Source organism: Lachnospira pectinoschiza (genome assembly GCF_020564355.1).
GTDB classification, from domain to species: domain Bacteria; phylum Bacillota; class Clostridia; order Lachnospirales; family Lachnospiraceae; genus Lachnospira; species Lachnospira intestinalis.
Window position 1 is genome coordinate 267,178 of the sequence record NZ_JAJCRR010000005.1, and the last position, 13,180, is coordinate 280,357.

Genomic DNA, 13,180 nt, shown 5'->3' on the forward strand with positions numbered 1-13,180 from the left:
AAAACTGCGCACACATTTCAGGCGTCAGCAATGACGAGCTGCGTATGGGGTCTGGATTACAAAGAATTAAGAAAATAACTATTCATTTTTTGATTAACGGAGGTTAAAGAACACATGGCTCGTATTTCAGGTGTAGACTTACCAAGAGAAAAACGTATTGAAATCGGTCTTACTTATGTATATGGTATCGGCCGAGTTAGAGCAACAAAGATTCTTGAGGCAGCTCAGGTAAATCCTGATACTCGCGTTAAGGATTTAACAGATGAGGAAGTTGCAAGAATCGCTAAGGTGATTGATGCAGATCCTGAACATTTAGTAGAAGGTGACTTAAGACGTGAAGTTGCCATGAATATTAAGAGATTAAAAGAAATCGGTTGCTATAGAGGAATCCGTCATAGAAAAGGACTTCCATGCAGAGGTCAGAAGACTAAGACTAATGCAAGAACATGCAAGGGTCCGAAGAAGACAGTTGCAAACAAGAAGAAGTAATAAGGAAGACTTTTAATAGGAGGTTAGGTTAGAAATGGCTCAAAAGGTTACAAAAAAAGTGACAAAGAAGCGTGTTAAGAAGAACGTTGAAAGAGGACAGGCTCATATTCAGTCTTCTTTTAATAATACAATTGTTACATTAACAGATGCAGAAGGTAATGCTTTATCATGGGCAAGTGCCGGCGGACTTGGATTCAGAGGTTCTAAGAAATCTACTCCTTACGCTGCACAGATGGCTGCTGAAACAGCAACAAAGGCTGCATTAGTTCACGGATTAAAGTCTGTAGACGTTATGGTTAAGGGACCTGGTTCAGGTAGAGAAGCTGCTATTCGTGCACTTTCTGCTTGCGGTCTTGAAGTTACAAGTATCAAGGACGTTACTCCTGTTCCACATAATGGTTGTCGTCCACCAAAGCGTAGAAGAGTTTAATTAGGAGGTAAATGTTAAGATGGCAGTGAATAGAACACCTGTGCTCAAGAGATGTCGTTCTCTTGACTTAGATCCTGTATATTTAGGAATAGATAAGAAATCAAGAAGAAAGGCTAAGAATGCCGGAAGAAAGATTAGCGAGTATGGTATGCAGCTTCGCGAAAAGCAGAAAGCTAAGTTCATCTACGGTGTATTAGAAAAGCCTTTCAGAAACTACTATAAGAAGGCTGAAAAGATGAAGGGTATGACTGGTGAAAACCTTATGGTTATGCTCGAATCAAGACTTGACAGCATTATCTTCAGATTAGGTTTCGCAAGAACAAGAAGAGAAGCAAGACAGATTGTAGATCACAAGCATGTACTTGTAAACGGTAAGAGCGTTAACATTCCTTCATACTTAGTAAAGGCTGGCGATGTAATCGAAATCAGAGAAAAGTCTAAGTCTTTAACAAGATATAAGGAAATTCTTGAAGCTACAAACGGCAGACTCGTTCCAGAATGGCTCGAAGCTGACAGAGATGCTCTGAAGGGAACTGTTGTACAGTTACCTACAAGAGAAGCTATTGATGTTCCTGTAGACGAAATGCTTATCGTCGAGTTATATTCTAAGTAATTTAGATTGTTGCTATCAGTCGTCGGAAAGAGGATTCGGTATCACTTTCCGGTGGCTGATACAGCAAGTTTAGGAGTATACTGATAATATCCTAAAATAACAATTGCAAGAATAAAACTTTTAAAACCCAAAAGGAGGGGCTATACATGGTTGACGCAGATTTTAATTTCAAAATGCCAAAGATTGAGATGACAGATGTGTCTGAAGATGGCAAGTACGGTAGATTTGTAGTAGAACCACTTGAGAGAGGTTACGGTTTAACACTTGGTAATTCCCTTAGAAGAATTATGCTTTCCTCATTAGTTGGTACTGCTGTAAGCAGTGTCAAGATTGAAGGCGTCCTTCATGAGTTCAGTTCAATTCCAGGAGTAAAGGAAGATGTGACAGAAATCATCATGAACATCAAGCAGTTAGCAATTAAGAATAACAGCAGTTCAGTAGAACCGAAGGAAGCACATATTGATTTCGTAGGCGAAGGTGTCGTTAAGGCATCTGATATTCAGGTTGATCCTGATATTGAAATTATTAATCCTGATCTTGTAATTGCACACTTAAACGGTGCTGATTGCAAGTTATCAATGGAACTTACAATTACAAACGGCAGAGGCTATGTAAGTTCAGAAAAGAATAAGAAAGAAGACCAGCCTGTCGGTGTTATCGCAGTAGACTCTATCTATACACCGGTTGAACGTGTAAATATGTCTGTACAGAATACACGTGTTGGACAGGATACGGATTTTGATAAATTAACACTTGATATTTTCACAAATGGAACAATTGCACCGGATGAGGCATTAAGCCTTGCCGCAAAGGTTCTCAGTGAGCATTTAAAGGTGTTTATTAATCTTTCAGAAAATGCTGCAAAGGCAGAAGTTATGGTAGAACAGCAGGAAGATGAATCAAGCAAGGTACTGTCTATGAGTATCGAAGACCTTGAATTATCAGTTCGTTCTTTCAACTGCTTAAAGAGAGCCGGCATCAATACGGTTGAGCAGCTTTGCAATAAGACACCTGATGACATGATGAAGGTTAGAAACCTTGGTAAGAAGTCATTAGACGAAGTACTTTTAAAGTTAAAAGAGTTAAATTTACAGCTTAGTCCAAACGAAGACTAATGCAGACTGCCACAGGGCAGACCATTCAGAGCGTGAAAGACACGTTCGGTAAAGTAGTTGTATGTAATGCGGCAGATCCGCGTTCATAGTAGAATATTTGTAGAGAAAACGCATATGCAGTAAGTCCATACGCGCATGTATATGGGTTACAAATGGAGGTTTAAAATGGCAAAGTATAGAAAGCTTGGTAGAAATTCAAGCCAGAGAAAGGCTTTATTAAGAAGTCAGGTTACAGCATTAATCGAAAACGGTAAGATCATTACAACAGAAGCAAGAGCGAAGGAAGTTCGCAAGATGGCTGAAAAGCTTATCACACTTGCTGTAAAGGAAAAGGATAACTACGAAACAGTTACAGTTTCTGCAAAGGTTCCGAAGAAGGATTCTGAAGGCAAGAGAGTGAAGGAAGTTGTAGACGGTAAGAAAGTTACTGTTTATGATACTGTAGAAAAGGAAATCAAGAAGGATTTACCTTCAAGACTTCATGCTAGAAAGCAGATGGATAAGGTTCTCTACAAGGTAACAGAAGTTCCGACAGCTGCTGCTGGAAGAAAGAAGAATACAAAGACAGTTGACCTTACAAATAAATTATTTGATGAAATCGCTCCAAAGTATGCTGACCGTCAGGGTGGTTATACAAGAATCGTTAAGATTGGTTTAAGAAAAGGCGATGCTGCAATGGAAGTACTTCTTGAGTTAGTATAATTTTATTGTAGATGATTGGGAAGCTATGTGTTTTCGGATGCATAGCTTCCTTTTTGTACATATTGCAGAAATATAAGGAGAAAAAATTCTCTCCTCGCTTGAGGGCTCGGATTTTTGCTCCGCAAAAACAAGGAGAATTATGGGAATCGTAAAAGCAAAAGACCTTACATTTGAATATATCAGACGTGATGAAGAAGGTAATGTGGAAGGTATTACAACTGCCGTGGACCACGTTAACATGGATATCCAGCCGGGAGAATTTATTGCCATTTTAGGTCACAACGGCTCCGGAAAGTCCACATTTGCAAAACATATCAATGCCCTTCTTTTTCCGACAGAAGGGACGATTTTAGTAGACGGACTGGATACTTCCGATGAAGACAACGTCATGGATGTCCGTCAGCGTGCCGGCATGGTTTTTCAGAATCCGGACAATCAGATTATCTGTACGCTGGTGGAGGAAGAAGTTGGTTTCGGACCGGAAAATATCGGTGTACCGACAGAAGAAATCTGGGAACGTGTTGCGGCAAGCTTAAAGGCAGTCGGTATGTATCAGTACCGGAAAGCGTCGCCGAATAAATTATCCGGCGGACAGAAACAGCGTGTAGCAATTGCGGGAATTGTGGCAATGAAGCCGAAATGTATCATATTGGACGAGCCGACCGCAATGTTAGACCCACACGGCAGGGCAGATGTCATGCGGGTACTGCATGAATTAAACCGGAAAGAGGGCGTAACGGTTATTCTGATTACACATTATATGGAAGAAGTCATTGATGCCGACCGTGTTTTTGTGATGGATGAAGGAAAAGTTGTGATGGAAGGCACACCGCGCCAGATTTTTTCAAGGGTAGAAGAATTAAAGCAGCTACGGCTTGATGTTCCGCAGGTGACAGAGCTGGCTTATGAATTAAGCAGAAGCGGCGTTCCGATACGCAGCGGAATCCTGACCAATCAGGAATTGATTGACGAACTTATGAAGTTGAAATAAAATGTGTAAAGAACATTGCTGTATAAATACAGTGGAAATGAGGAAGAAATGTCCATTATTGTTGATAACATCAGTTATACCTATGAAATCGGTACAGGATTTGAAAAACAGGCATTAAAAAATGTAAAATGTGTCATTAACGACGGGGACTTTATCGGACTGATTGGTCATACCGGGTCGGGAAAATCAACCTTTATCCAACATTTGAACGGACTGGTGAAAGCAACCAGCGGTACGATTTATTTTAATGGCATGGATATTTATGATAAAGATTTTGATATGAAAATGCTGCGCAGTAAAGTCGGACTGGTATTCCAGTACCCGGAACATCAGCTGTTTGAAACAGACATTTTTAAAGACGTCTGCTTCGGACCAAAGAATCTGGGACTGCCGAAAATGGAAGTGGAACTGCGTGCATTTGAAGCGCTGCGTCTTGTCGGGCTGGATGAAAATCTGTATTACCAGTCGCCGTTTGATTTATCGGGTGGACAGAAAAGACGTGTTGCGATTGCCGGTGTGCTTGCGATGCGCCCGGATGTGCTGATACTGGACGAACCGACAGCAGGTCTGGACCCGAAGGGCAGAGATGAAATTTTAGACAGCATTAAAGATTTAAAAGAAAAAACCGGCATTACGGTGATTTTAGTATCCCACAGCATGGAAGACGTGGCAAAATATGTGAACCGCATTATGGTAATGAATGACGGTGTTTTGATGTATGATGACACACCGAAGCATATTTTTGCAGGATACAGGGAATTAGAGCAGATCGGTCTTGCGGCACCACAGGTAACTTATATTATGAATGATTTAAAAAATGCAGGCTTTGCCGTTGATGTCAATGCCATTACCGTAGAGGAAGCCAGACAGAGCATTTTGAAGAATTTACAAGGGATTCATGGAAAGGCATAGGAACACAAATTTATGTTAAGAGATATTACCATTGGACAATATTATCAGACAGATTCGGTGATTCACCGGTTAGACCCGCGTGTAAAACTCATGGGAACGCTGATTTTTATTATCACGCTTTTTTTGGGAAAAAGCGTGTGGCTGTATCTGGGTGTTACCGTATTTCTGGCGGCAGTCATTAAATTGTCAAAAGTGCCTGTTAAATTTATTGTAAAAGGCTTAAAGGCGGTTGTAATACTGATTCTGTTCAGTGTCATTTTCAATCTGTTTTTAACGGAAGGAACGCCGGTCTTTCACATCTGGAAACTGACGGTTACTAAAGAAGGTATCTATCTGGCAGCATTTATGATGGTGCGCCTGATATTCCTGATTATGGGTTCATCGCTGATGACCCTGACTACGACACCGACTCATTTGACGGACGGACTGGAAAAAGGACTTGGATTTTTAAAAGTATTTCATGTACCGGTTCACGAAATCGCCATGATGATGTCGATTGCCCTGCGCTTTATTCCGATTCTGATTGAAGAAACTGATAAAATCATGAAAGCACAAATGGCGCGCGGCGCCGATTTTGAAAGCGGCAATCTGATGAAGCGTGCAAAGGCAATGATTCCGATTCTGGTTCCATTGTTTATTTCGGCATTCCGCCGTGCAAATGAACTGGCAATGGCGATGGAAGCCCGCTGTTACCACGGTTCGGAGGGACGAACCAAAATGAAACCACTGCGCTACGGCAAAAATGATAAAATCGCATATCTTGTGCTGGCTGGGTATCTGATAGTGATGATTGGCATTAATACGGCACTGGGCGGCAGAGTCATCTAAATGGAGAGAGGTATGAAAAGAATTAAACTGACCGTTGCATATGACGGAACGCATTACAGCGGCTGGCAGATTCAGCCCAGTGCGCCCACAATCGAAAAAGAACTGGATACGGCAATTTATGCACTGACCGGTGAAAAACTGCATGTCACAGGGGCAAGCAGAACCGATGCCGGCGTGCACGGACTTGGCAATGTGGCTGTTTTTGATACGGAATCGACAATTCCCGGTTCCCGCTTCTGTTATGCGTTAAACCGGTATCTGCCGGAAGAAATCAGCATTTTGGAATCCCGTGAAGTAAAAGGTGACTTTCACCCGCGCCACTGCAATACCAAAAAGACGTATGAATACAAAATTTTAAATACCCCGTTTCCGATTCCGCAGCAGCGCAATTACGCATGGCACGTACCTGGAAAACTGGACACTGTCCGTATGCGGGAAGCGGCGGAACTGCTTGTCGGGGAACACGATTTTAAAAGCTTCTGCTGTGTGAGGACACAGACGGAAACGACCGTGCGGCATGTCTATGGACTTGAAATTTCAGAGCAGGATGCCTATGGTGCAAAAATGTTTACGATACGGATTACCGGAAATGGATTTTTATACAACATGGTGCGGATTATCGCAGGAACATTGGTTCAGGTCGGTAAGGGACAGTTAAGCGCAGACGATGTGGCGCAGATGCTTGAAGCCAAAGACCGTACCGCGGCGGGGCAGACTGCCCCGCCGCAGGGACTGACACTGATGAACATTGAGTATGTGGACGGCGATGATGCGGAGTATAGAGCTGTGGATAATCCTTCAATTTCATAAGATTTTGTGGATAAGTCCGGAAAAATTTCATTTTCAGATGAAAAATAGATTGACACACTCGGACGTGTGTTATATAATTGTTAAATGTGACATGGCATAAGTGCGTGTCCTTAAACTATGAGTTAAGTGCTTAACCAAAGCCCCGGAGAAGCATTTAATATCAATCATATTAGAATTAATAGAATGCAATAAAAGCAATCATTTCAGGAGGAAAACCAATGAAAAGTTATATGGCTAGTGCATCAACAGTTGAAAGAAAATGGTATGTAGTTGATGCTGCAGATTATACATTAGGTCGTTTAGCATCACAGGTTGCTAGTGTTTTAAGAGGAAAGAACAAGCCTACTTACACACCATTCATCGACTGTGGTGACAACGTTATCGTAATCAACGCTGATAAGGTTAAGGTTACAGGTAAGAAGTTAGATCAGAAGATTTACTATCATCATTCAGACTATGTTGGTGGTATGAAAGAAACAACATTAAAGGAAATGATGGAAAAGAAGCCTGAGAGAGTTATCGAACTCGCTGTTAAGGGAATGCTTCCAAAGGGACCTTTAGGCAGACAGATGTATACAAAGCTTCATGTATATGCAGGACCTGATCATGATCAGGCAGCTCAGAAGCCGGAAGTTTTAAAGTTTTAATTAAAGGACAAATAAGGAGGAAATGACAGTGGCTAAGAAGGCAAACGGAAAGTTCTACGGAACAGGTAGAAGAAAAAGCAGTATTGCTAGAGTATATTTAGTACCGGGTAACGGTAACATTACAATCAATAAGAGATCACTTGATGAGTATTTCGGTCTTGAAACACTCAAGGTTGTTGTAAAGCAGCCTTTAGCATTAACAGAAACAACTGAAAAGTTTGATGTTCTTGTAAATGTACACGGTGGCGGATACACAGGTCAGGCTGGTGCTATCAGACACGGTATCTCAAGAGCTCTTCTTGAAGTTGATTCAGAAGAATACCGTCCATTATTAAAGAAGGCTGGCTTCTTAACAAGAGATCCTCGTATGAAGGAAAGAAAGAAGTATGGTTTAAAGGCAGCTCGTCGTGCACCACAGTTCTCAAAGAGATAGGATTTTATTGTATTTTGGAATACAATTCAATACGATTTATTACACCTCAGAATTTCGGTTCTGGGGTGTTTTTTTATGTGAACTGTGATAAAATAAATATTATGATAATAGGTTATCAAGTATAAGTGATAAAATATTTAAATATTAATCAAAACGGAAGGAGTGTTTATATGACAACTGTAAACACAAAAAGCGGTAGAATTATAAAAGTTGTATCCAGAGAAGAAGAGAAGCGGGCTTATGTTGAGTATGCAAATGGAGAAAGAAAGTATGCAGAATAGAAAACCGATGATTCTTGTTTTAGCAGGACCAAATGGCTCAGGGGAAAGTACAATAACAACTTTTTTTGATAAAGTTGGTAAATATACGAATGCGGATTATATTGCAGGAATGACGGATGGATATGCGCTTGAAGAATATCAAAAACTAAGATAGTGATGAAAGAGATACTTCGATTGTGAAGTATCTTCTTCATTTATATTAATAAAGGTTCGATAATCTAGTTGCAATCCCCTTGTATCATGCAAATTTCAATATTACAATTAGAACATAAAAATTGCGAATCAATGCCAAAGCGTGTTATAATAATCCGGACTATTTGTAAAGAAAGGCACATCATCATGGCAGCAGTTGTAACTGAAAAAATCATAGAAATGTTTCTGATACTTCTTGGCGGGGTAATCGTCTACAAAGCAGGACTGATAGATGATAAAACCGTTCCGAAGTTATCCAACCTGTTATTAATGTTTATATCGCCGCTGCTCATATTCCAGTCCTACCAAATGGAATTTGAAATGCGGCTGTTTTACGGACTGCTTTGGACACTGGCGGCGTCCGCAGCCACATTTGCGGTCACAATCGTATTATCAGAGCTGTTATTCCGCAAAAAAGGAGAGCGTACACCCGTAGAAAAAATAGCCGTCATCTATTCCAACAGCGGCTTTATCGGACTGCCGTTAATTAACGGTATTATCGGTTCGGAAGGCATTTTTTACATGACAGCATATCTGACCGTCTTTAATTTACTGCTGTGGACACACGGTGTACTGGTTATGGGCAGTGCGGGCAGTTTTAAGGAAATGTGTAAAAATCTGCTGACACCGACCATTATTGCGATATTTGCAGGCGTTGTCTGCTTTGTCACACAGCTGCGCCTGCCGGAGGTGCTTGCAAATCCCATACAGATGATTGGGAATATGAATACACCGCTTGCCATGATTATCGCAGGAGCCAATCTGGCACAGGGAAATCTTTTAAAAAGCCTGCAGAATAAGCGGCTGTATCTGCTCTGCGCCGTCAAGCTCATTTTATATCCGCTCGTGGGACTTGCGGCATTGTGGCTGTTACATTTGGAATTTCATATTGCATTTACCGTATTTATCGGCATGGCGTGCCCGGCGGGCGCATCGGCGATTATGTTTGCGGAGCGTTACGGAAAAGACGCAAAATACGCCTCTGAAATCTTTGTGGTGACAACCGTATTATCGGCAGTATCGATTCCTGTGCTGTCCGTGCTTGCAATCCGCCTGCTTGGCGCGGCGTAAAAGCAGACAAGCGCTGGAGATATATAAGCAGCAGCCGGCAGAATAGAGATTAAAATAGAATAAATGAACAGTAAAATCCATGTAAAATAAAAGGAAAAACACAAAATAGCAGTTGCAAACGACTGGAAAAATTTGTATACTAAAACAAGTGAAAAATGTGATAAAGGGGAGCAACACAATGACGGTACAGGAGTGTTATCAGCAGATACAGGGCAATTATGAGAATGTGTTGAAGCGTTTAAAGACAGATGAGAGAATTGTAAAATTTCTTGAGCTGTTCTTAAGTGATACCACTTATGAGAAATTATCCGAAGCGGTAAATGCCAAAAATGATCAGGAAATTTTTAAATGTGTCCATGATTTAAAAGGTATGGCGCTGAATCTGGGTTTGACGGCATTGCAGAAAGCAGCACAAAATTTGTGTGATGCAGTGCGTTACGGTGAACCATCAGTTGATATTGATCCGTTATATCAGGAAGTTACCAAAGAATATCAGAAAGTTGTAGATATAATACACGTAATCATGCAGGGACAGAACAGGAGCGTTTAAACCTGCACAATGGAGGATGAACATGGAAGAAAAAAAGAAGTATCGGTTCGCCGATGAAAAAGAACAGCTAAAGAGGGTCAATTCATTTTTAGCAACAGGCTATACCATATTTTATATTGTAATTTTAAGTGTGAGCTGGGAATCGTATTTCAGAGGCGTACGGACACTTGGTTATACAGGGCTGCTCAGCGTTCTGACACTGATAGCGATGGCGATTAATTTCCTTTCAACAAGAAAGGACAAGTCACAGTCCCGGTCAAGAAAGATAGCGTTTATATGTTTTGTAGTCATTGCATTTTTAATGGCATACGCTTACGACAGCTATTATGTAAGATTTATTGCGGCAATTCCGTTTTGCGGCTATGTACTGCTGTACGACAAGAAAAATGTTGCCGTTACGGGCGGTATTTATTTTGCATTAAATGTATTTGTCAATATTATCAGAATCGGTGTACAGCACGCATATCCGAAAGAAGTGGCAATTGACCATATTTATGCGACATTTGCAATCGGACTGCTCATTGTGTTAATTTATGCAATCACGAGTGTTGCCGAGCAGTTTAAAAGGGATACAGAGGGTAGTTTAAAGGAACAGCATGAAAAGCAGAAGGTGATGGTCCGTGACATTTTAGAGGTGGCACATGAGGTTTCGGAAGGCACACAGAATGCCATGAATATCGTCAATGATTTAAATGCTTCGACAAAGGTGGTTGGACAGACCATGCAGGATATTGCAGGCAGTAACCAGAATACCGCAGAAAATATCCAGACACAGACCGAGATGAGCCGGAATATTCAGGAATCGATTGGAACAACACTGCAGTATGCAGAAGAAATGGTGCAGGTAGCCAAAGAGTCCGGTACACTCAATGAAAGCAGTATTAATGCGATGAATCATTTAAAGACACAGGCAGAAGTCATTGCTGCGACAAATGAAGATGTAGCAACGCTGATGAATACGTTAAAAGAGCGTACAGAAGCCGTAAAAGGCATTGTCGATACAATCTTTTCGATTTCATCACAGACTAATCTGCTGGCGTTAAATGCCTCCATTGAAAGTGCAAGAGCGGGCGAAGCCGGAAAAGGGTTTGCAGTTGTAGCGGACCAGATTCGTAATCTTGCAGAAGAAAGCAGAAAAGAAACCGAGAATATTGCAAAGATTCTTGAAGAACTTTCTGACGGAACCAATGCGGCATCCGATGCCGTAACGCAGTCGGTAGAAGCCGCACAGGTGCAGAATGATATGATTCAGAATGCATCGGAGAGCTTTAGCGGAATGAGCGGCAATATGTCCAAGATGATTGAAAATATCGAGCATATGGACAGCATGTTAAACAGCTTAAAGCAGGCGAATGATCGGATTGTAGAAAATATTATGCAGATTTCGGCAACGGCAGAAGAAGTGACTGCCGCATCCACACAGGCAGAAAATCTGAGCAATCAGAATCTTGAAAATGCGGAAAATGCGCAGAAGCTTTTAACCGGTGTTCTTTCCGTTTCAGAAAAATTAAATACCTATCAGGCACAAGAATAAAAAGAAGCCGCATCCATGAGTGGACTTTAAAAGTCCGGACACAGATGCGGCTTTTACTTATTTAGAAGCCTGTCTATAGACAAATGCGGCAACAACGGCAGTCAGTGCTTCCGTAATCCAGAAGGCATGCCATACAAAAGAAGGTCCGGCGGTGTGGCACAAAATAAAGGCGGCAGGAATAATCACCGCTACATAGCGCAGAAGCGAAATGATAAAAGAAGAAAATCCTTTACCAAGCCCCTCCAAAGCGCCGGAAGCCGTAACAGAAACCGCGGATACGATAAAGCCCAGACAGATAATGTGCAGGGCGCGTGTGCCGAGCGCAATCGTTTCGGGATTTGCGGTAAAAAGCGCAATCAGCGGCTTTGCGGCAAACAGACAGCCCAAAGTGCCTGCAAGCATCATGGCGGCGGTCATGGCAAGCGTAGTATCGTAAATCTTTTTTACGCGCTTCATTTCACGCGCACCGTAATTGTAGCCGATAATCGGGCGCATACCCTGGATAATGCCGTTGGCAGGCAGATATAAAAAGGTCTGTAATTTATAGTAAATTCCCAGAACAACAACATAACTCTGTGAAAATCCCGCCAGCAGTGCATTTAAGAAAGAAACCAGCAGGGACGGCAGAGCCAGATTTAAAATGGCAGGCACGCCGATTGCATATAGCTTTTTGTCGGTTGCACCGTGCGGTTTTAAATAACAGCGGCGGATATGCACCGGAAGCGGACGTGAAAAATATACGACAAGGTAAATACTTAATGTTACAATCTGACCGATACCGGTTGCAAGTGCTGCACCGGCAATGCCAAGCCGCGGCAGAAAACCGATGCCGAAAATCAGCAGAGGGTCTAATATAATATTGGTAATACAGCCGCATAGCAGAGCCGCCATAGTGATTTTCATGTTGCCGACTGCCTGAAAAATCTTTTCAAATGCAAGTCCGAGCATGATAATCAGGGAAAATGAAAATGCAATTGAAGCATACCGTGTGCCAAGCTGTAAAACTTCGGTATCCTTTGTAAAAAGGGATAAGAAAAAAGGCATGATACCGATGCTTACAACGGTAATTACAATGCCATGCACAACCGAAAACAGCATACCGTGTGTTGCGGCGCGGTCGGCATTTTTGACATCGCCTGCTCCAAGGCATAGTGCAATCAGGGCATTCATGCCGACTCCGAAACCGATTGCAATAGCATTGATTAAATTCTGAACCGGATACACCAGCGACAGTGCCGTCATTGCCTGCTCACTGATTTGCGCCACGAAAAAGCTGTCAATAATATTGTATAAGGAATTTACAAGCATGGAAATTACCATAGGAAGTGCCATGCTTGTCAGCAGTGGAAATACCGGTTTTTCTTTCATAAAAGACTGATTCATAAAATACTCCATTCTGCAGACGATTCTTAAAAAGGTTTAATCATTTTATTGAAACCCGTAATAAACTGCGCTGCGCCGTCTGTAACACAAAGCAGCCGTGCGGCAAAAAAAACGCCACACAATTACCCCGTACAAGGATAATTGTGTGGCGAAAAAAGATAAACTATAAAAATCCACACGTTGTTTTAGTGTGGTTATT

16 protein-coding genes are annotated in these 13,180 nt (G+C 41.7%); 15 read left to right on the forward strand and 1 reads right to left on the reverse strand.

Features of this window, described 5'->3' with window-relative positions; genetic code table 11:
* The first annotated feature begins 114 nt into the window (after positions 1-114).
* The 15 genes from rpsM (at position 115) to LI288_RS11945 (ending at position 11,598) form a co-directional block, all read left to right on the forward strand.
* Positions 115-489 (forward strand): 30S ribosomal protein S13, encoded by a 375-nt coding sequence (gene rpsM / locus LI288_RS11875; RefSeq protein WP_022432686.1) that lies wholly within the window; start codon positions 115-117, stop codon positions 487-489.
* A gap of 34 nt (positions 490-523) precedes the next feature.
* Positions 524-919: a 30S ribosomal protein S11 gene (rpsK, locus tag LI288_RS11880; RefSeq protein ID WP_022432687.1), complete on the forward strand. Its 396-nt coding sequence runs from the start codon at positions 524-526 to the stop codon at positions 917-919.
* Between the two features lie 19 nt (positions 920-938).
* Entirely contained in the window at positions 939-1,532 is a 594-nt protein-coding gene (rpsD, locus tag LI288_RS11885) for a 30S ribosomal protein S4 (RefSeq protein WP_022432688.1), read from the forward strand.
* Positions 1,533-1,678: 146 nt separating this feature from the next.
* Positions 1,679-2,647, forward strand: coding sequence for a DNA-directed RNA polymerase subunit alpha (locus tag LI288_RS11890; protein WP_022432689.1), 969 nt, complete (start codon positions 1,679-1,681; stop codon positions 2,645-2,647).
* Positions 2,648-2,812: 165 nt separating this feature from the next.
* Entirely contained in the window at positions 2,813-3,349 is a 537-nt protein-coding gene (locus tag LI288_RS11895; RefSeq protein ID WP_227090541.1) for a bL17 family ribosomal protein, read from the forward strand.
* 139 nt (positions 3,350-3,488) lie between these two features.
* Positions 3,489-4,340 (forward strand): energy-coupling factor transporter ATPase, encoded by an 852-nt coding sequence (locus LI288_RS11900; RefSeq protein ID WP_022432692.1) that lies wholly within the window; start codon positions 3,489-3,491, stop codon positions 4,338-4,340.
* A 48-nt stretch (positions 4,341-4,388) separates the two neighbouring features.
* The gene (locus LI288_RS11905; protein WP_022432693.1) at positions 4,389-5,252 is read left to right on the forward strand and encodes an energy-coupling factor transporter ATPase; all 864 of its coding nucleotides are present in this window, start codon (positions 4,389-4,391) and stop codon (positions 5,250-5,252) included.
* Positions 5,253-5,264: 12 nt separating this feature from the next.
* Positions 5,265-6,080: an energy-coupling factor transporter transmembrane component T family protein gene (locus tag LI288_RS11910; RefSeq protein ID WP_227090542.1), complete on the forward strand. Its 816-nt coding sequence runs from the start codon at positions 5,265-5,267 to the stop codon at positions 6,078-6,080.
* 12 nt (positions 6,081-6,092) lie between these two features.
* The gene (truA, locus tag LI288_RS11915) at positions 6,093-6,890 is read left to right on the forward strand and encodes a tRNA pseudouridine(38-40) synthase TruA (protein WP_227090543.1); all 798 of its coding nucleotides are present in this window, start codon (positions 6,093-6,095) and stop codon (positions 6,888-6,890) included.
* A gap of 218 nt (positions 6,891-7,108) precedes the next feature.
* The gene (gene rplM, locus LI288_RS11920; protein ID WP_022432696.1) at positions 7,109-7,537 is read left to right on the forward strand and encodes a 50S ribosomal protein L13; all 429 of its coding nucleotides are present in this window, start codon (positions 7,109-7,111) and stop codon (positions 7,535-7,537) included.
* A gap of 22 nt (positions 7,538-7,559) precedes the next feature.
* On the forward strand, positions 7,560-7,970 hold the full coding sequence (gene rpsI, locus LI288_RS11925) for a 30S ribosomal protein S9 (RefSeq protein ID WP_227090544.1): 411 nt from the start codon (positions 7,560-7,562) through the stop codon (positions 7,968-7,970).
* Positions 7,971-8,240: 270 nt separating this feature from the next.
* Complete coding sequence (locus LI288_RS11930) at positions 8,241-8,405, forward strand: hypothetical protein (protein ID WP_227090546.1); 165 nt, start codon at positions 8,241-8,243, stop codon at positions 8,403-8,405.
* Positions 8,406-8,590: 185 nt separating this feature from the next.
* Positions 8,591-9,514: an AEC family transporter gene (locus LI288_RS11935; protein WP_227090549.1), complete on the forward strand. Its 924-nt coding sequence runs from the start codon at positions 8,591-8,593 to the stop codon at positions 9,512-9,514.
* Between the two features lie 178 nt (positions 9,515-9,692).
* A complete protein-coding gene (locus LI288_RS11940; RefSeq protein ID WP_022432701.1) occupies positions 9,693-10,064 on the forward strand; it encodes an Hpt domain-containing protein in 372 nt (123 codons plus the stop codon).
* A gap of 22 nt (positions 10,065-10,086) precedes the next feature.
* Positions 10,087-11,598, forward strand: coding sequence for a methyl-accepting chemotaxis protein (locus tag LI288_RS11945; RefSeq protein WP_227090551.1), 1,512 nt, complete (start codon positions 10,087-10,089; stop codon positions 11,596-11,598).
* A 57-nt stretch (positions 11,599-11,655) separates the two neighbouring features.
* Here LI288_RS11945 and LI288_RS11950 read toward each other — a convergent pair whose 3' ends face one another.
* Positions 11,656-12,981, reverse strand: coding sequence for an MATE family efflux transporter (locus tag LI288_RS11950; RefSeq protein ID WP_227090553.1), 1,326 nt, complete (start codon positions 12,979-12,981; stop codon positions 11,656-11,658).
* Positions 12,982-13,180: the final 199 nt, after the last annotated feature.